A 17,781-nucleotide genomic window follows, 5' to 3' on the forward strand; every position below is an offset into this window, starting at 1 on the left:
AACTTTTTGTGCTCTGCTCTGTTCATCGAGGCCACCTAGGGGTGGCCTTTTTTGTACCCATTTCCTGTGGCGTCCATCGGACGCGGGCTGGTGCGGCATGGTGGACTCCTGAGCCATGGAGGAAGCGTTGCCCGGAAGCCAAGGCTCGGTTCGATCGATGACGCCCATGGGATGGGGGCGGGCCCTCTGGGCTGCTCTGCGCCTGTGGTTTCACCACGACTGTGTCGACCTCAGTGCGGCCTTTGCTTATCACGCCATGCAGTCGGTGTTCCCGATTGGCCTGATTGCGTTGTCTCTGGCCTCGCGAGTGCTGGGGCAAGATGAGGGACTGGTGGATCGCCTGTTGAGCGGCGCCCAGCAAGTACTGCCCGGCACAGCCATGCCGGCGGTGACCTCCGGCTTGAACGCCTTCCTGCGCCAGGGCGTGGGTGCAGGGTTGTTGGGTGTGGTGGTGCTGGTGTTGACGGCCAGCAATGCCTATCTCACCCTGCAGCGGGGGGCTGATCGCATCTGGTGGGATCGACCCCTTGGGCTTGGGGAGATTGGCTGGCGCCGCCTGCTCTGGCGCTACTGCGCGCTGCGGCTCAAGGCCCTGGCTCTGATGGGCTTGTTGGCGCTGGTGATCGTGATGGATCGGTTGGCCTATCAGTGGAGCCTCCCCGGCAGCCTGGTGCTCAGGGATCTGCTGCCCACGATCTTTCCGCGGATGCTGGATCTGCAGCAACCGTTCGATTTGGGGGTGGGTCTGCTCAGCACCCTGGGGTTCAGTCTGCTGGCGTCGCTGCTGCTGCTCTGGATGCTGCCCTCGCGCCATGTCCCCTGGCGTGATCTCTTGCCTGGAGCTGGATTCCTCGCTGCTTCATTCACTGTCCTCAATCTCTTGCTGGGCCGGGTGCTTGTGGCCCTTGGCCTGCGCTTTCAGGCCTACGGGCTGGTGGGTGGCGTGCTGGTGTTTGGCCTCTGGGTGTGGCTGATCGGGGTGCTCATCTACTACTCCCAGTGCCTCAGTGTGGTGATCCGTCGCCCCCGCCGCGGGCGCCCCTGAAGCACCCTGCCCAGGCCCCCAACGGAACGAGACGCCAGGGCTCCTGATCATGTCGATCCCAGCTGCGCAGGGCCTGCCAGGCCAGGATGGAACCGTGTGCAGCTCCGGCTTGACACCGCCAGCCCTCTACGCCGTTCTGGAACCATGTCGAGGTCATTCCCATGGGTGTGGATCGGCCTGCTGGGGCTGTTGTTGCTGGCTCCCTCGCCTGCCGGTCGCGTGCTGTTGGACGTGCTCGGTGGCATCACCCTCACCCTGTTGCTGCTGCCGCTGTTCCTGGCTGGCGCGGGCGTGGTGGCCTGGCAGCTGCTGAAGCGGCGCATCAGGGTGTGTCCCAGTTGCGGCTTGACCAGCTTCGGAGCGCCGGTGTGCCCGGCCTGCGGCACCGGGCTGGACGGCGACGCCACTGGCTTTGAGCAGGCCCAGGTGTTCGGGGGTGATTCCTTCGCGTCGCGTCCATCCACAGGCGTTGACGCCGCCTCGGCCACGATCGATGTGGACGTGCTGTCCTCCCAGGATCTCGACGACGAGGGAACGTCGCCACGCTGATGGAGCAGCGGCAGGCGAGCAGCGGGCCACCGCTGGGCCAGGCCAGCACGCGCTCAGACCGAGCTCAGGCGCGGGAGAGTTCGTCGAGCCGTCGCTCGCGCAGATAGAGAAACAGGGGGGCGCCGCAGGCGAAGGCGATCAGCAGGCAGGTGGCAATCACCAGGGGTAACCTACGCATCTTGAGGCGGCGGCTTTCCTGCACGATCCAGATCAGCACCGCCGTGGCCCCGATCGCCAGATCCCGCGACAGGGAGGCGGCGGCTGGGTTGGCGTTGGCCAGGCCGACGAACAGGCCGAGATCAAAGCTGCCGCCATAGGCGCGCATGTAGTCGAGATTGGCGAGCCAGGGCAGCACCGCACCTGCCACGGCCAGGGCCAGGTAGAGCCAGCGCAGCCAGGCGCTGGGGGGCTGCTCGGGGCTGAAGGTGGCAGGAGCTGGGTTGGAAGACGGGGTCATGGCGTGTAGGGGGTGGGGTCGCTGCTGTCATCGCCGCTGGGATCCCACAGCAACACCTCCTGCTCCACCTTGCCCAGGATCTGTTCGCAGCGCTCGGCATAGGCCTGGGCCCGCCGGTAGTGGCCAGCCATCTCCTCCACATCCAGATCAGGGCTCTGCAGCTCGGCCAGAATCAGCTCCAGAGCCGTGTGGGCCTCGCGGTAGCTGAGGCCGGCCGCGATCGTTTCGGCGCTGCGGGATCTCTTGCTGGCCATGGTCAGGATCGGGGCTGGTCCGCAGAGGGCTTGGGCCCAATCTCGCGCACCCCGGCCACGGCGCGCCCATCGGCCCACTCCAGCACCACCCGGGAGCCAGGCTGCACAGCCGCGACCGAGCGCAGCAGCTCTCCCTCAGCGGAGCGGATCAGGCTGAAGCCCCGCCGCAGCACCTGCTCGGGGGAGAGGGCCTGCAGCAGGGCCTGGGTCTGCTGCAGGCTCCGCTGGCGTTGCTGCAGCAGCTGACGGGGGTGCAACTGCTGCAGGCGTTCCTGCAGGCGCCCGGCCTGCTGGCGTTGGCTCTGCAGGTGCCAGCGGATCAGTTGTCCGAGGTGTCGGCGCGTCTGCAGCAGGCTGGCCAGCACCGTCTGCCGCTCCGGCAGCAGGGCCACCAGGGCGGCGGTGGGTGTGGCGGCGCGATAGTCCGCCACCAGGTCGGCGATGGTGGTGTCGTCTTCATGGCCGATGCCGCTCACCAGAGGCACCGGGCTCTCGGCCAGGAGCCGGGCCAGGTCTTCCCCGTCAAAGACGGCGAGGTCTTCGCGGCTGCCGCCGCCGCGGGCCAGCACGATCGCCTCGATGCCCTCGCGGGCCACCCGGCCATAGAGGCTGCGCAGCGCGGCGCAGATGGGGGCCTCCACGCCTCCCTGCACAGGGATCGGCACCAGCAGCACGGCCGTGGCCGGCCAGCGCTCCGCCGCCGTGCGCAGCATGTCGGCCAGGGCGGAACTGGGCACGCTGGTGAGCAGGGCGATGCGCTGGGGGGCGTGGGGCAGAGGCCGTTTGCGCTCCTCATCGAACAGCCCCTCGCCGATCAGTGCCCCCCGCACCTGCTCGAAGCGGCGCATCACGCTGCTGAGGCTGGGCCTCAGGTCCAGCACCTGTACGCACAGGGAGGCGCGGCTGGCCCAGAAGTTGAGCTTGCCCACCACCACCACCCCATCGCCCTCGGCGGGCTGAAGGCTGAGCTTCTGCCGTTGGGAGGCCCAGACCACGGCGGAGATCGAGGCCTGCTCATCCACCAGGGTCATCCAGAGGTGGCCCTTCTTGAGCTGGGGCCTGCTCACGGTGGCCTCCAGCAGAAAGCGGGGGGCAAAGCCCCGCTCGATCAGCGCCCCGATGGCGGCATTGAGCTCGCTGACGCTGTAGCGCGGCAGGCCCTGGCCTGGGGGCCAGGTGCTCGGGGAGGGAACCGCCAGCATCGGCTCAGGCCTGCAGGTGCTGGTAACAGCGCCACCAATAGAGGCTCACCAGGCCCGCCAGGACGGCCACCAGCTGGCCAGCGGGGTGGTCAAGCCGCACCAGACCGATGCAGCAGATCACCAGGGCACTGCTCAGCAGCCTGGATCCATCCCGCCGGTTACCCGGGAACAGCGGCCTGCCGGCCAGGAAGCGCGCCATCGCCACCACTCATCACGATGTGGGCCCAGTCTGACCGAGGGCCGCCTTGGTGAGGCGGGTGGGCTGGGCCTGGGCGCCGTCCTCGGGCCAGGGATGCCTGGGATAGCGGCCGCGCAGCTCCCGGCGCACGTCCCGATAGCCGCCCGCCCAGAACCCCGCCAGATCCGAGGTGATCGCCGCTGGCCGCCCCGCCGGGCTGAGCAGGTGCAGGCTCACCGCCAGCTTGCCGCCGAGCACGGTCGGCCCCTCCGCCACGCCGAAGAACTCCTGCAGTTTCGCCGCCAGCACCGGTGCTCCGCCGCTGTAGTCGAGTCGCACCTGGCGCCCTGTCGGCAGCGTCAGGCTGCAAGGCAGCAGCTGATCCAGCTCGCGTCGCTGCGACCAGGGGAGCTCAGCCCAGAGCGCCTCAGCCAGGTCGAGCTGGCCCAGGTCGTCGAGGCTGCGCATCCCCTCCAGGCACGGGCCCAGCCAGCTGCCGAGCTGCTCCAGCAACGTGCTGTCCCGTCGGTCTGGCCAGGGCTCCCCCAGGTGCTGGTGGGCCAGGTTGAGCCGCTGCTGCAGCTGGCGTGTGGCCGCCGTCCAGGGCAGGACCGTCAGCCCCCGCTGGCGCAGCCCTTCCTGCAGGGCTGTCGCCACCGCCGCTGCGTCGGCCTGGGGCCAGGGCCGACGCTCCAGCACCAGGGCATCGAGCCGCAGGGTCCGCTCGCAGCGCACCCTGCCGGCGGATGCATCCCAACGGGCCTGCTCCAGCCACTGCCCCTGCTGCTCCGCCAGGGCGTGCAGCTGCTCCAGCGGCAGCGGCACCGCCAGCAGGATGCGCGCATCCTGCTGGGCCCCATCGAGCACCGCCACGGCCAGGGCCGGCTCCCCCACCAGCGGGTCCTGGGGGTGGAGGCTGGCCCCCCGGCCGCTGCGCAGCAGGAACCGGCCCCGGCCATCGGCCCGGGCCTGGGCGAGCCGTTCCGGATAGGCGGCTGCCACGAGCCGGGCCGCCAGGGTGGCGTCATCGCCGGGGGTGTTTCCGGGCCGGCCCACGGCGGGATCCGAGGTGTAGCCCGCTGCGGCCTGGCGCAGCCATTGGGCCTGGAGGCGGCACAGGGGGTGGCCGCTGGACTGGCGGCGCAGCCAGTCCAGCCGGGCGAGCAGATCACTGCCGGCGGCCTGGCGGCTGAGGGGGTCGCGCTCGCTCAGCAGCACGGCCAGGGCGCTGGCCAGGGGCTGGGCTCCCCACTGCTCTGCCACCACCAGCATGTGGCCGAGCCGGGGGTGCAGGCCCAGCTCCGCCAGGCGGCGCCCGTGGGGGCTCAGCCTGGCGTCGGCCTCGATGGCCTGGAGCTGTTTCAGCAGCTGCAGGGCCTCCGCCAGGGCCGCGGCGGGCGGCGGATCGAGCCAGGCCAGCTGCTGGCCCAGGGGATCGCCCCAGCAGGCCAGTTGCAGGGCCAGGGGCAGCGGGTCGGACTCCAGCAGCGCCGGAGGGTCATGGGCGGGGCGTCGCTGCTGCTCAGCGGGGGACCAGAGCCGCACGCAGTGCCCCGGTCCCAGTCTCCCGGCCCGGCCGGTGCGCTGCTCGGCACTGGCCCGGCTGGCCGGCAGCGTCACCAGGCTGTCCAGGCCTGTGCCCGGATCGAAGCGATTGCGGCGGCTGAGGCCGGCGTCGATCACCAGGCCCACGCCGGCGATGGTGAGAGAACTCTCGGCAATGCTGGTGGCCAGCACCACCTTGGGGCGCCCGGGCCTGGCCGCAGCGATGGCGGCGCTCTGCTGTGCCAGGGGCAGGCTGCCGTGCAGGGCCACCCAGTCGATGGCATCGCCCCAGGCGCAGGCCTCAAGGGCCCGCCCGCAAGCGTGGATCTCTGCCTGACCCGGCAGGAACACCAGGGCGGTGGTGCCCAGCGTGGTATCGGCTGCGGCTGGTGGCTCCGGCCATCCCTGGCTCTCGAGGGCGCGCAGCACCTGCCGGGCCAGGGGCTCGTCTGGGCGGGGCAGCTGGTGTTCCACGCTCACCGGATGGCTGCGGCCGGCGCTGTGCAGCACGCTTGCCTGGGGCATCTGGGCCGCCAGGGCCTCCAGTTCGAGCGTGGCAGACATCACCACCAGGCGCAGGTCGGGGGCCAGCAGTTCCCTGGCCTGGCGCACCAGGGCCAGGCCCAGATCGGTGTCGGCGTGGCGCTCATGGAACTCATCCAGCACCACGCAACCCACCCCCTCCAGGGCTGGATCGGCCTGGAGCCGGCGCAGGAACAGCCCCCCCGTGAGCACCTCAATACGGGTGGCCGCGCTGACGCGCCGCTCCAGCCTCACGCTGTAGCCGACCCGCTGCCCCACCGGTTCGCCCAGCTCGACAGCCAGCCTCTGGGCCGCGGCCCGGGCGGCCAGGCGCCGTGGCTCCACCATCCAAACCCGCGAGGCGGGGCCATCGGCCTGGCCCAGGGCTCGCAACGCGACCCCTGGCACTCGGGTGGTTTTGCCAGCCCCTGGCGGAGCCTGCAGGAGCAGGGTGGCTCCTGGTACAGCCAGGGTGGCCTCGATGCTGGCCAGCAGAGCATCGATCGGCAGCGGCTGCATCAGCTCAGGCTCCCGGGGCCATCGCGCCCTGCCTGGTCGCAGGCTGCGAGCTCAGCGCACGTGCCTCACGCCGTCCACCGGGTGGTACGCCTCGCCGGTCAGTTCCTCGTAGACCACAGCGGGCAGGCCGGTTTCGAACATCGTCTGGAGGGCCTCTTTGAGATAGGGGTTCCAGCCGCCCGTGCTCACCGTGCCGTGCCGCACGGTCCAATCCCAGGTGCCCTGCAGATCCCGCGGGATGCGGCCTTCCCGGTCGCGCCGGGCCACCAGGTCCTGGGATTCGACGAGGCCCACCAGCACCGGCGCCTTGCCATAGGCGGGGGTGAGGCTCAACTCCAGCCGGATCGGGTCGTCCTTCACCAGTTTGAGGCGGAAGCGAGGAGGCAACTTGAGATTCCGCAACAGTGCGGCCACGATGCGCGTGCGTGGATCCAAATGCTCGCCCTCCCTGAAATCACGTGCTCACCGGTGAGCCTATTCAGTGACGGGGCCTCAGCTGGGGTCGCTGGGGAAGGCCGGCCGCTCGTTGTCACCGCTGAAGCGCACCGTGAGCAGATCTTCATCGGTGAGCTGGCCTTCGGCGTCCAGCAGCTCGGGGTGGATGGTGAGCCGCCCCGTGCGATCGGCGGCCCCAGGGATGGTGGGAGGGCCTGCGTTGGCGCGTTCCGGGGGGCGATCCCCTGGGTCCGAAACGGCCCTGAAGCCCTGGCCCATCACCCTGAAGGCCTGCCAGAGCAGGGCCAGGAAACAGATGCCATAGAGGATCGGGAAGATCTGGGAGAGGATCGCGCTCATGGCCTGGGGCCTGCTGCAGTGGGACTCGGACGGACCGTCTGCCCCATCATTGCCCGGATTGGCGGGAATTGGCTCCGCTGTTGGCCAGCATCCAGGCCCACAGGGTGGTGCAGGCAGCTCCGAAGGCCAGAAAGGCCAGTAGCAGTCGCTCAGTGTCCATGGGTCGATACAAATCTTTGCTTAATCTAGGGTGTGGTGTGGCGCTACGGCGTCTGGAGCGTTCAGCAGCGTTCCGTCTTCCCTCCTGCGTACGGTTGAAGTCCCCTCCCTGTCGGTTCGCCGCTTGTCCTCGGTTGCCGCTGCATCGCTGGCTTCGAGCCGCCTTCACCGCCCCCAGACTTTCTGATCCGATCGCCATGGCCCACCTGCGCCTGCGTTCCCTTCCCGCCCGTTCCCGGCCAGCCCAAGCCAGGCACACCCGTTGCCGGGCTGTTCTGCCGGGGCTCTCCGCCTCCTTGTTGGTTTCAGGATCGGTGCTGGCCGCTCTGGTCGCCCCTCCGGGGTGGCTCACGCCCATCAGTCAGCGCCTGGCGCCTGCTGCCGCGGCCCAGCCCAGGGGATCGGCGGCCGGGGCGGCCCTGGGCCGTCAGTCGTTCGTAGCCGCAGCCGTGCGCCGCGCCGGCCCCGCTGTGGTGACGATCGACACCGAGCGCACCGTGCTGGTGCAGGGCGGCCGGGGTGGCGCCTCCAGTTCTCTCCTCAACGATCCGGCCTTTCGCCAGTTCTTCGGGCTGCCTCAGCAACGGGCCGCTCCCCCCTCCCAGCGCACCGAGCGGGGCCAGGGCAGCGGCTTCATCATTCAGCCTGACGGCCTCATCCTCACCAACGCCCACGTGGTGGAGAAGACGGACAAGGTGACCGTGGGATTGCAGGACGGCCGGCGGGTGGAGGGCACCGTGGTGGGCCTCGATCGCCTCACGGACCTGGCGGTGGTGCGGCTGGGCGGCCGCGGACCCTGGCCGGTGGCCCCCCTCGGCGATTCCGAAGACCTGCAGGTGGGTGACTGGGCGATTGCGGTGGGGAACCCCTACGGCCTCGACAACACGGTGACCATGGGGATCATCAGCAACCTCAACCGCAACGCGGCCAAGCTGGGCATCACCGACAAGCGGCTGGAGCTGATCCAGACCGATGCCGCGATCAATCCCGGCAACTCCGGTGGACCGCTGCTCAACGCCGAAGGTGAGGTGATCGGCATCAACACGCTCGTGCGGCAGGGGCCAGGCGCTGGTCTGGGCTTTGCGATTCCGATCAACCGGGCCCGGGATATCGCCAGACAGCTGCTCGCCACCGGCAAGGTGAGCCATCCGATGATCGGTATCGTGATGGATCTGGTGCGCCCAGGCGATGGCACGGGCCTGAGCAGGGGTGTGCGGGTGGCCTCGGTGCTGGCCGACGGGCCTGCCGAGCGAGCTGGCCTGCAGCAGGGTGACGTGGTGGTGTCCGCCGGCGGGGAAACGGTCCTGGAGCCGTCCCAGGTGGTGGCTGCGGTGGAGCGGGCCGGTGTGGGCGGCGAGATCACCCTCAACATCAGCCGCCAGGGGCAGAGCCGGGAGGTGACGCTGGTGCCGGTGCAGATGGGCGGAGCCTGACAGCGCCGCCCCGGCCGGGACGGCTCACGCCTCCTGACCCCACGGGTTGGGCAGACCGGTGCCGAACTGGGAGGGGGCTCCCAGCTGTTGGCGCATCACCCACTGGGTGGCGGCTTTCTGGCTGTGCCAGGCCTGCAGGAGCTGCTTGGCGATCCCCTGCAGGGCCTGAAGGTCGGCGGTGTCGTCGATGGCACGGCTCATCCTTTCCAGCTCGAATTGCTGACCGAGGCTGAGGGAGAGGGGTTCCGACATGGCAGGCGTCGCGAAGGGGCGATGGATCCGGGCCAAAGCTACAAACTGTTTCAGTCCTGCTCGTAGCCGTTGCAACAGGGCGGCTTTGTTGTCCCCGTTTCCTGTTATGTCGGACGCTTCGGGGCCCCTCAGGCGGCCTTGCCCTTCCCCTTGCGGCCAGCCGCCCTGGCCTGCTGCTTCTCCCGGTTGGCCGTCGTCTTGGCCGCCCTGGCCTCGCTGATGGCCAGCTGGCGCGCCAGTTCCGCCTCCTCCTCCTTTTTCTCCAGGTAGTAGGCGTAGTCGCCCCGGTACAGCACCAGCTCACCATCGCGGATCTCCACGATGCGGTTCGCCACCCTGCTGATGAAGTAGCGGTCGTGGCTCACGAGCAGCGCAGCCCCCTCGTAGGCGATCAGGGCGTCCTCGAGCATCTGTTTGGCGGGGATGTCGAGGTGGTTGGTGGGCTCATCCAGCACCAGCAGGTTGCAGGGGGTCAGGAGCATCAGGGCCAGGGCGAGGCGTGCCTTCTCGCCGCCGGAGAGCTTGCCGGCCTGCTTGAACACGCTTTCGTTGCTGAAACAGAAGTTGCCGAGCAGGGAGCGCACCTGGGTCTGGGTCCAGTCGGGCACCACCTCGAAGATCGTGTCGATCACGGTCTTGCTCAGGTCCAGGGCCTCGGCCTGGTTCTGCTCGAAGTAGCCGGCGATCACGTTGTGTTCGCCGAGGCGGGCGTGGCCCTCGCTGGGCTGCTCCATCCCCATCACCAGGCGCAGCAGGGTGGACTTGCCGGCGCCGTTGGGGCCCACGAAGGCGATGCGGTCGCCGCGTTCCACCTCCAGGCTCGCTCCCAGGAAGAGGATCTGATCGCCGTAGCTGTGGCTGAGGTCGGCAATCTCGGCCACCAGGCGGCCGGAGCGGGGCGCTTCGGGGAACTGGAAGCGGGGCCCGCCGATGCTCTCGATCGGCGCCTCCACCCGCTCCACCTTCTCCAGCAGCTTCTCGCGGCTCTTGGCCTGGGTGGAGCGGGTGGCGCTGGCCCGGAAGCGGTCGATGTAGGCCTGCTGGCTGGAGAGCTCCTTCTGCTGGCGCTCGAAGGCGGCCTGGGTGGCCTCCCGTTCCAGGGCCTTCTGCTCCAGGTGCTGGCTGTAGTTGCCGAGGTAGGTGCGGGAGACCCCGCGCTCGGTCTCCACGATCTGGGTGCAGACCCGATCCAGAAAGGTGCGGTCGTGACTGATCACCACCTGGGCGGCGCTCTGCTGGATCAGATAGCCCTCGAGCCACTGGATCGTCTCCACATCCAGGTGGTTGGTGGGCTCGTCGAGCAGCAGCAGATCGGGCTCCTGCAGCAGGATCTTGCCCAGGGCAATGCGCATCTGCCAGCCGCCGGAGTAATCGCCCACCAGCTGCTCGGCCCCCTCGGCGCTGAAGCCGATCGTGGGCAGCAGCTTGTCGATGCGGGCGTCGAGCTCGTAGCCGTGCAGGGCCTCGAAGCGGCTGTGCAGGCGGCCCAGCTCGTGGATCAGCTCGTCGAGGTGGTCGGGATCGCTGGCGGCCTGCTCACTGGCCATGGCGTGCTCCACGGCGTGCTGGCGCACCAGCACCTCGGCCGCTTCGCCGAAGGCCTGGAACAGCTCCTCGCGCACGCTGCGCTCGGGGTTCACGTCGAACTCCTGCTGCAGGTAGGCGATGCGGGGGTCGCCCTGCTTCACCACCTGGCCGCTGCTGGCCTCCTCGAGGCCGGCGATGATCTTCATCTGGGTCGACTTGCCCGCCCCGTTCACGCCCACCAGGCCGATGCGGTCGCCCGGCTTCACCTCCCAGGTGACATCCCGCAGCACCTCCCCGGTGGGATAGATCTTGCCGAGACGTTCGAGGCGGAGCACGGGGCGGAGCGGGGTGAGGGGGGACAGGCGGGCGCCGGTGGATGGGCGCCGGCACCTCATCCTTTCGCATCATTGCCGCGGCAGCTCAGCCAGCGCCCTGCTAATGGCACGCTGCAAGCGCGCCCGGGGCCCTCCACCTGACCGCAGCCGTCTCGGCCAGACTTGATCGAGCCGGCAGGGTTTCTCGATGATCAGACGTCTGGAACAGGTGGCGGCACTGGTGGTGGCGGCGGGTCTGGCGATCGTGAGCTACTGGCTGTTCTTCAGCTGGGCCCAGGGTGGAGGCGCCCGCCGCCCCGCCGAGCCAGCGCGCTCAGCCCTGCCGCAGCATCGAGCCATGCTGGTTTCAGCACTGCCGACACCGCTGGCGGTGTCGGCAGTGCTGAAACCAACGCCCCAGGGGATCAGAGGCCACCGCGGGCCTTGAGCAGCCACTGCTTGCTGGCCCCGTCCTGCAGGGACGCCACATGGGCCTTGACCTGCTCGCGGCTCACCGGCAGGCCGTAGTCGGCCCCGAGGCTCACGATCTGATCGAGGGCACCGCCCGGATCCTGGAGGGCCTGGCGGAACAGCTTCTGGGTGAGTTCGGCATCGGCGCTGATGCGCTCATAGAGGGCCCTGGCGTGGTCGCTCGACCCTTCGCCGCTGCTGATTGAGCTCTCGACCATGACGGCAATCCAACTGCTCCGAACCTATGCACGCCAGCGCGATCCGGCTGGAGGCCGTTGCGGCCTGTTGCCAAGCCCCCGGGGTTCAGGCCCTCAGGCGGCCTTGGGGTTGTCGTTCACGGGGGTGCCGCAGGCGGAGGCGTCTTCCATGGTGCGGGCATCGAGGCAGAGCACCTTGCGCAGCTCGGCGTAGTTGTCGGCCAGGGCGGTGCGGCCCTCCTGCTGGGCCCCGTATTCGGCTCGTTGCAGCACGTGGTGCAGGTGGGTGAGCAGGTAGGTGCTGATCACGGCGGACACCAGCACATCACTGCGTTCGGCGGTGCGGCGCTTACGGCTCTGGGGCATGGTGCCAGCTCCGGGGGATCGGGGAACGGATGGGCTGCCTCCACCATAAGCATGGATACTATCCATGCGCACCTGAGAGTTGCCATTAGGATCCGGCTGGAACCCCGGGGCGTCCATGGCTCGCTCCCTGGCTGCGCCCCCAGGCGATCCAGTCGCTGCTTCCGCTCACCCTCTCTGGCTTCCTGGCGTGCCGACCCGGCAAACCTCATCCAGCGGGCGCCCCAAGTCGCCCAGGATTCAGGTGGTGTTGCCTGAGGAGCTCTGCGAACGGCTGGCTGCCCTGGCCGAGCAGGACTCCCGCACCGTGAGCAACATGGCCAAGGTGCTGATCCAGCAGGGGGTGGCCCGACTGGAGCAGGCCCGCCGCGGCAGCGAGGTCGGGGCCCCCGTCAGTGCCGACGACCTGCGCCAGCAGCTGGAGACCCAGGGACAGCAGCGCCCCCCAAGGCTGCGGGGGGCCCCGAAGCGGCTGCGCCTGCAGAGGCCGGGCCCGTCAGCCGGGGCTTGAGCCGGGGGGAGGCACCCACACCCCCAGCAGGCTGGAGCGCCGCGCACCGGTCACCGCAGGGGCATTGGCGGGATGGCCCCGATGGTTCCACCAGGCCAGCAGGGCAAAGGCCAGGGCCTCGCGGTCGCTGTCCTGCAGGCCGAAATCGGCCAGCGGTCGCACGATCACGCCCCGGCAGCGCTGCCGCAGCTGGGCCACCAGCAGCTGATTGCGGGCGCCGCCGCCGGCCAGAAGCAGCTCCACCGGCTGGGGCCCATGCCTCAGCTCCTGGGCCACGGCCGCCGCACTGAAGGCGGTGAGGCTGGCGAGCACGTCGGCCGGGTCCAGCTCCGCCGGGGCGCTCCTGGCCGACGGGCCGCCAGCTGAGACGCTGAGATCCTGCAGCCGCCGCTCCAGATCGGCCCGGCCGAACAGTTCCCGCCCGGTCGACTTGGGAGGAGGCTGCTGGAAATAGGGCTCCTGCAGCCAGGTCTCCACCACGGCGTGATCGATGTGGCCACGGCTGGCCCAGGCGCCACCGGCATCAAAGCTGTGGCGCCCGCCGCTGAAGCGCTCCACCGCCAGGTCCACCAGGGTGTTGGCGGGGCCGCAGTCCCAGCCCAGCAGGCTGGCGTGGCGCTCAGGACCGTGGGCCGGCGGGATCAGGGTGAGATTGGCAATGCCGCCGAGGTTGAGCACCCCCCGCCAGCCGTCGATGCGCCCCAGCAGGGCGGCGTCGGCCGGAGGCACCAGCGGGGCCCCCTGGCCGCCGAGGGCCAGGTCGGCGGCGCGGAAGTCGTGCACCACCGGTCGCCTGAGCTGGGCCGCCAGCCTGGAGGCTTCGAGCAGCTGCCAGCTGTTGCCCTCACGTTCAGGCGATGGGGGGCGGTGCCACACCGTCTGGCCGTGGCAGCCCACCAGCTCCGCCTGGCCGTGGGGATCGCAGGCCAGAGCGGCTTCCGCCTGCATCGCCGTGACGGCTTCGGCCAGTTCAAGGATGGCGGCAGCGCTGCAGGGCTCGCCCTGGCCCAGGGCGATCAGGCGCTGGCGCAGGTCGGCGGGGTAGGGCACGGCCGCGCGGCTGAGCAGCTCCCAGCGCGGCCGGGCGGCGGGGCCAGCAAAGCTGGCCAGCACCGCATCGACGCCATCGGCACTGGTGCCGCTCATCAGCCCCAGCACCTTCATGGGGGAAGAGAGGGCCATGGCGGCCCCGCTTCAGGTCAGCCTCACTTGTTGGGCTGGGGGGTCATGCGCAGGTAGGGCTTCACTTCCGTGACCCCCTTCGGGAACTTGACGCGGGCCTCATCGGTGGGGATGGAGGGCACCACCACGCAGTCCTCACCGTCCTTCCAGTTCACCGGGGTGGCGACCTGGTGGTAGTCGGTGAGCTGCAGGGAGTCGATCACCCGCAGGATCTCGTCGAAGTTACGGCCCGTGCTGGCGGGGTAGGTGATCTGCAGGCGCAGCTTCTTGTTGGGGTCGATGATGAACACCGAGCGCACCGTGAGGTTGTTGAGCGCCTTGGGATGGATCATCCCGTAGAGATCGCTCACCGTCTTGTCGGCATCGGCGAGGATCGGGTAGTCGACGCTGGTGTTCTGGGTTTCGTTGATGTCGCCGATCCAACCCTTGTGGCTCTCGGCGGAGTCCACACTCAGGGCGATGGTCTTGACGTTGCGCTTCTCCCATTCGGGGCGCAGGCGTGACACTTCCCCCAGCTCAGTGGTGCAGACGGGGGTGTAGTCGGCGGGGTGGGAAAACAGCACAACCCAGCTTTCGCCGGCGTAGTCATAGAAGTGGATCGGACCCAGCTGGGATTCCTGGGTGAAATCGGGAACGGTATCGCCGAGTTGAAGCGCCATGGCAGGGACGGGGACGGGACGGGTGGCAGGAAAGGGAAGGGCGCCTTCGCCCATGGTGTTCGATGCTGCCACAGTCCCCCCACCCGCTGACGGGGGCCAGTCGAGCAGGGCCTCCTTGAGCCGCTGCAGCCCAAGCCCTTCGGTGGCGGACACGAACAGGGCATCGGGTTCGAGGGCCTGGGCCCGCTCGATCTCGGCGGCAGGGCAGCGGTCGATCTGATTGGCCACCAGCCGGCGAGGCATGGCGGCCCCGAGCGCCTCGAGAATGGCCAGCACCGTGCGGCGCTGCTCCGGCCAGGCCGGATCGCTCAGGTCCACCAGCAGCAGCAGGCCATCGGCGTCGAGGGTTTCCTCCAGGGTGGAGCGGAAGGCCTCCATCAGCGCAGGCGGCAGTTCGCGGATGAATCCCACCGTGTCGGTGAGCAGCAGGGTCTCGCCGGGCAGGCCGCCGGCCCCTCCCAGGCCGAGCCGGCGGGTGGTGGGATCGAGGGTGGCGAAGAGCTTGTCGGCGGCGAGCACCGGCTCCGCTCCCTCCGTCCGGGTGAGGGCGTTGAGCAGGGAACTCTTGCCGGCGTTGGTGTAGCCCACCAGGGCCAATCGTTTGAGGGCCTGCCGCCCGCTCCGCAACCTGGCCCGGTGGGCCTCCAGCTGGCGCACGTCCCGTTGCAGGCGCTCAATGCGCCGGGCGATGGCGCGGCGATCCTTTTCCAGCTGGGTTTCGCCCGGCCCCCGGGTGCCGATGCCACCCCCCTGGCGCGAGAGGCTGCGGCCGCGCCCGCTCAGCCGGGGCAGGCGATAGCGCAGCTGGGCCAGTTCCACCTGCAGGCGCCCGGCCGCACTGGCGGCCCTCTGGGCAAAAATGTCCAGGATCAGCTCGCTGCGATCGCTGATCGGCAGATCCAGCAGGCGCTCCAGGTTGCGCGCCTGCAGTGGGCTCAGCTCCCGATCCGTCACCACCAGGGTGGCCCCCAGGCGCCGGGCTTCCAGGGCGGCCTCCGCCAGCTTCCCCTCGCCCCACACCGTGTGGGGCGAGACCTGGCTGCGGCGCTGCTCCACAACCCCCACCGGCGTGGCGCCGGCGCTGCGCACCAGCCCCTCCAGTTCGCCGATCAGCCGCTGGGCGGCGGCCCGGTCGCCCGGTGTGAGGGCCAGCAGCAGCACCCGTTCCTGGCCTGCGGTACTCCGGGCCGTCGTGGGCTCGGCGCCAGCACTGTCCGCCTCGCCCGTGGACGGGGCCCAGAGGCCGGGGTCGATGGCGCAGAGGGTGCCCAGCTCCCCCAGTTGTTCGCTGCTCCAGGGTTGGCCCTGCTGGCCGCTGGGGACGAACAGGGCGCCCTTCCAGTGGCCCCCAGCCTCGGCCTGGTCGCCGTAGCGCAGCCACAGCTGGGGTTGGAGGTCGAGCCCCACCACCCCTTCCTGGCTGCTGGGTTCCAGGTGGCGGGCCCGGCCGCAGCAGGTGAGCAGGCGCAGGGCACGGCCCTGGCGCCGCTGGGAGCCCGGCAGCTTTTCCAACAGCTGGCCCGACTGCTCCAGCGGGCCCACCCAGAGCAGCCGGCACAGCCCCCGCCCATCCACCACCAAGGTGAGCGGCAGCTCCAGTTCCCGACTCTCGGCCGCCAACCGCTGCAGGCACAGCAGCTCGGCCACGCCATCCTCCGGGTGTCGCCGGTGGCAGAGCTGCTCCAGCCGTCGCCGCTGGGCGGGCCTCAGCCCGGCGGTCCGCCCGGAGAGCACCCCCTGTCTCAAGGTCGTTGCACCCGCACACAGCGCAGTTGCGCCGCCGCCGCGGCCGCTTCGTCCTCGGGGCTGTCGCCCACGTGCCACACGGCTGAGCCAGGCAGCTCCAGCTGCCCCAGGGCCAGCAGCAATGGCGTGGGCTCCGGTTTGGCGGCTCCCGCGGCACTCGACACCACCACGGCGTGCAGCCAGCGGCGGAGCCCGAGCTGCTCCAGCAGGGGCTCCAGGCGGCTGTCGAAGTTGCTCACCACCGCCAGCTTCAGGCCCTGCCCGTGCCAGCGCTGCAGCAGGGGGGGCACTTCGGGATAGGGCTGCCAGAGGGAGGCGTCGGCGAAGCAGTGGAACAGCTCCGGGCCCAGATCTGCGGGGGGCTGCTCCACGCCCACGGCCGCCAGGGTGGCGTTCACCCGCGCGGTCCACCAGTCCTGCTCGGCCTGGCGCAGGGCAGCGCCCTGGAGCGAGGGGAAGGCCAGGGGCGGCGCAGCTGCAAACATCCTTCGGAATGCCGCGTTCAGGGCCTCAGCATCCAGTCTCAGCCCATGGCGGCAGGCCGCGGCGGCGTAGGTGTGGCCCACTGATCGGCGCAGGCCGATCAGGGTGCCCATGGCATCGAGCAACAGGCCCCTCGGGCGCTCAGCTGCCATGCACGGCCGCGGCAGCAGGGCTCCAGTCGGCCAGCCAGCCGGCGGCCACCCGCAGCTGATGGCTGCGGCCGGGCAACCGGGTGAGGTAGGCCAGGCGGCGCAACTGGAAGGCGGCCGGGCCGGCCAGGGTCAGTCCGCTCCCCACCAGGCTGGCATCGCCCACGCCCAGGCTCATCATCTCGCCGAGGTCGCGGAACCCGAAGGGCTCCAGCGGCTCCCCAGCCCTGGCGCGCGCCAGATTGGCGGCCAGGCAGGTGGCCTGCTGAAAGGCCACCTGGGCGTTGGCCGGCAGGTCGCCCTCGCCGCTGTTCACGCCGGCGATATCCCCCGCCGCAAACAGATCGGTGGAGCCACGCAAGCGCAGGGTTTCCTCGCACAGCAGCCGCCCGCGGCGGTCGCTCGTCGGCGCCGGCTCAATCGCCGGCGGCTGGAAGGCGAGACCAGCGGTCCAGATCGTGGCCTGCACGGCCAGGGTTTCGGCCCCCGTCGGCCCCTCCAGCTCCAGCCGGTTGGCTCCCACCTCGCGCACCCGGGTGTGGGTGCGCAGCCGCACGTCGCGCAGCTGCAGGGCCCGCACGGCCTGCTCCCGGTTGAAGGCCTTGGCCTGCTGCAGCGGCTCGCCGGCCTGCTCGATCAGCTCCACCAGGGCCGTGCCGCCAAGCAGATCGGAGAGCTTGCAGGCCAGCTCCACCCCGCTCGGGCCAGCCCCCACGATCGCCAGCCGCTGCAGCGGACGCTGCTGGGCCCGAAGCTGCTGCACCAGTTGTTGCAGCCGCTCCACATCCTCCAGGCTGCGGAAGCCGAGGGCATGGGCCTCCACTCCGGGAATGCCGAAGCTGCTGGTGTCGCCACCCGTGGTCACCACCACCTGGCCGAAGTCCAGCCGGCGGCCGCCACGGGTGGTCACCTGCCTTGTCGTGCTGTCGATGTGGGTCACGCGATCGCGCAGCCAGGCGATCCCCTTGCCGGCCAGCAAGGCGTCGTAACGGGGCGCGATTTCCCAGCTGCGCAGTTCGCCGCTGAGCAACTCATAGAGAAGGGGCAGGAACACGAAGCGGTCGTTCGGCTCGATCAGCAGCACCGGCGGCGGTTGCCGCTGCTCAGCCAGGGCCAGGGCGGTGTACAGCCCCGCGAAGCCGCCGCCCACGATCACCACCGGGGCGCTGGCCTGGGCGGCACGGCTCAGCTCGAGGGCATCCGTGGTGGCCGTCATGGCTCGGTAGGGGGGCGCCCACACACAGCCGGAACCCTAACCAGTGGTCTGGC

At 70.3% G+C, this 17,781-nt stretch carries 20 protein-coding genes and 1 pseudogene; 5 read left to right on the forward strand and 16 right to left on the reverse strand.

Features of this window, described 5'->3' with window-relative positions:
- Window positions 1-166: 166 nt before the first annotated feature.
- Both ACWJIO_RS03815 and ACWJIO_RS03820 read left to right on the forward strand, forming a co-directional pair.
- A complete protein-coding gene (locus ACWJIO_RS03815; RefSeq protein WP_480311542.1) occupies window positions 167-1,045 on the forward strand; it encodes a YhjD/YihY/BrkB family envelope integrity protein in 879 nt (292 codons plus the stop codon).
- A 144-nt stretch (window positions 1,046-1,189) separates the two neighbouring features.
- Window positions 1,190-1,594, forward strand: a complete 405-nt coding sequence (locus ACWJIO_RS03820) for a zinc ribbon domain-containing protein (protein WP_480311543.1) — start codon at window positions 1,190-1,192, stop codon at window positions 1,592-1,594.
- Window positions 1,595-1,658: 64 nt separating this feature from the next.
- On the opposite strand, the gene ACWJIO_RS03825 is transcribed toward ACWJIO_RS03820, so the two are convergent.
- The 7 genes from ACWJIO_RS03825 to ACWJIO_RS03855 are packed head-to-tail and all read right to left on the reverse strand — an operon-like array spanning window position 1,659 to window position 7,066.
- Window positions 1,659-2,051: a DUF2834 domain-containing protein gene (locus ACWJIO_RS03825; RefSeq protein WP_480311544.1), complete on the reverse strand. Its 393-nt coding sequence runs from the start codon at window positions 2,049-2,051 to the stop codon at window positions 1,659-1,661.
- Entirely contained in the window at window positions 2,048-2,305 is a 258-nt protein-coding gene (xseB, locus tag ACWJIO_RS03830; RefSeq protein ID WP_480311545.1) for an exodeoxyribonuclease VII small subunit, read from the reverse strand. The genes ACWJIO_RS03825 and xseB overlap by 4 nt, the downstream gene beginning before the upstream one ends.
- Before the next feature lie 2 nt (window positions 2,306-2,307).
- Entirely contained in the window at window positions 2,308-3,507 is a 1,200-nt protein-coding gene (gene xseA / locus ACWJIO_RS03835; protein WP_480311547.1) for an exodeoxyribonuclease VII large subunit, read from the reverse strand.
- Window positions 3,508-3,511: 4 nt separating this feature from the next.
- Window positions 3,512-3,706: a hypothetical protein gene (locus ACWJIO_RS03840; RefSeq protein ID WP_480311548.1), complete on the reverse strand. Its 195-nt coding sequence runs from the start codon at window positions 3,704-3,706 to the stop codon at window positions 3,512-3,514.
- Between the two features lie 12 nt (window positions 3,707-3,718).
- A complete protein-coding gene (gene hrpB / locus ACWJIO_RS03845) occupies window positions 3,719-6,271 on the reverse strand; it encodes an ATP-dependent helicase HrpB (protein WP_480311550.1) in 2,553 nt (850 codons plus the stop codon).
- A 51-nt stretch (window positions 6,272-6,322) separates the two neighbouring features.
- Window positions 6,323-6,706 carry a hypothetical protein gene (locus ACWJIO_RS03850; protein ID WP_480311551.1) on the reverse strand — a complete coding sequence of 128 codons (384 nt, stop codon included), beginning with the start codon at window positions 6,704-6,706 and terminating at the stop codon, window positions 6,323-6,325.
- Between the two features lie 57 nt (window positions 6,707-6,763).
- On the reverse strand, window positions 6,764-7,066 hold the full coding sequence (locus ACWJIO_RS03855) for a DUF2973 domain-containing protein (RefSeq protein ID WP_480311553.1): 303 nt from the start codon (window positions 7,064-7,066) through the stop codon (window positions 6,764-6,766).
- A 476-nt stretch (window positions 7,067-7,542) separates the two neighbouring features.
- On the opposite strand from ACWJIO_RS03855, the gene ACWJIO_RS03860 reads away from it, so the two are divergent.
- On the forward strand, window positions 7,543-8,658 hold the full coding sequence (locus tag ACWJIO_RS03860) for a trypsin-like peptidase domain-containing protein (RefSeq protein WP_480311943.1): 1,116 nt from the start codon (window positions 7,543-7,545) through the stop codon (window positions 8,656-8,658).
- A gap of 24 nt (window positions 8,659-8,682) precedes the next feature.
- Here the strand turns inward: ACWJIO_RS03860 and ACWJIO_RS03865 are convergent, their stop codons facing one another.
- Window positions 8,683-8,910, reverse strand: a complete 228-nt coding sequence (locus tag ACWJIO_RS03865) for a hypothetical protein (RefSeq protein WP_480311554.1) — start codon at window positions 8,908-8,910, stop codon at window positions 8,683-8,685.
- A gap of 128 nt (window positions 8,911-9,038) precedes the next feature.
- Window positions 9,039-10,772: an ABC-F family ATP-binding cassette domain-containing protein gene (locus tag ACWJIO_RS03870; protein ID WP_480311556.1), complete on the reverse strand. Its 1,734-nt coding sequence runs from the start codon at window positions 10,770-10,772 to the stop codon at window positions 9,039-9,041.
- A gap of 187 nt (window positions 10,773-10,959) precedes the next feature.
- Here ACWJIO_RS03870 and ACWJIO_RS03875 point away from each other — a divergent pair, with 187 nt between their 5' ends.
- The gene (locus ACWJIO_RS03875; protein ID WP_480311557.1) at window positions 10,960-11,199 is read left to right on the forward strand and encodes a hypothetical protein; all 240 of its coding nucleotides are present in this window, start codon (window positions 10,960-10,962) and stop codon (window positions 11,197-11,199) included.
- Here the strand turns inward: ACWJIO_RS03875 and ACWJIO_RS03880 are convergent.
- Both ACWJIO_RS03880 and ACWJIO_RS03885 read right to left on the reverse strand, forming a co-directional pair.
- Window positions 11,177-11,440 (reverse strand): hypothetical protein, encoded by a 264-nt coding sequence (locus ACWJIO_RS03880; protein WP_480311558.1) that lies wholly within the window; start codon window positions 11,438-11,440, stop codon window positions 11,177-11,179. The two genes, ACWJIO_RS03875 and ACWJIO_RS03880, sit on opposite strands and share 23 nt — an antisense overlap.
- Before the next feature lie 93 nt (window positions 11,441-11,533).
- Window positions 11,534-11,785, reverse strand: a complete 252-nt coding sequence (locus tag ACWJIO_RS03885; protein WP_186698509.1) for a hypothetical protein — start codon at window positions 11,783-11,785, stop codon at window positions 11,534-11,536.
- A gap of 187 nt (window positions 11,786-11,972) precedes the next feature.
- Here ACWJIO_RS03885 and ACWJIO_RS03890 point away from each other — a divergent pair, with 187 nt between their 5' ends.
- A complete protein-coding gene (locus ACWJIO_RS03890) occupies window positions 11,973-12,293 on the forward strand; it encodes a ribbon-helix-helix domain-containing protein (protein ID WP_480311559.1) in 321 nt (106 codons plus the stop codon).
- On the opposite strand, the gene ACWJIO_RS03895 is transcribed toward ACWJIO_RS03890, so the two are convergent.
- From ACWJIO_RS03895 to ACWJIO_RS03915, 5 genes and pseudogenes are all read right to left on the reverse strand, one after another.
- On the reverse strand, window positions 12,279-13,457 hold the full coding sequence (locus tag ACWJIO_RS03895) for an anhydro-N-acetylmuramic acid kinase (RefSeq protein ID WP_480311944.1): 1,179 nt from the start codon (window positions 13,455-13,457) through the stop codon (window positions 12,279-12,281). The two genes, ACWJIO_RS03890 and ACWJIO_RS03895, sit on opposite strands and share 15 nt — an antisense overlap.
- A 41-nt stretch (window positions 13,458-13,498) precedes the next feature.
- A complete protein-coding gene (locus ACWJIO_RS03900; protein WP_480311945.1) occupies window positions 13,499-14,134 on the reverse strand; it encodes a peroxiredoxin in 636 nt (211 codons plus the stop codon).
- A gap of 165 nt (window positions 14,135-14,299) precedes the next feature.
- A pseudogene (hflX, locus tag ACWJIO_RS03905) lies at window positions 14,300-15,958 on the reverse strand (GTPase HflX); the annotation flags it as partial.
- Window positions 15,877-16,515, reverse strand: coding sequence for an HAD-IA family hydrolase (locus ACWJIO_RS03910; RefSeq protein WP_480311560.1), 639 nt, complete (start codon window positions 16,513-16,515; stop codon window positions 15,877-15,879). The pseudogene hflX and the gene ACWJIO_RS03910, both read right to left, overlap by 82 nt.
- Window positions 16,505-17,728 carry an NAD(P)/FAD-dependent oxidoreductase gene (locus tag ACWJIO_RS03915; protein ID WP_480311561.1) on the reverse strand — a complete coding sequence of 408 codons (1,224 nt, stop codon included), beginning with the start codon at window positions 17,726-17,728 and terminating at the stop codon, window positions 16,505-16,507. Before ACWJIO_RS03915 ends, ACWJIO_RS03910 begins: the two co-directional genes overlap by 11 nt.
- Window positions 17,729-17,781: the final 53 nt, after the last annotated feature.

The organism is Paraciimarium castrense LEGE 11436 (assembly GCF_056633055.1).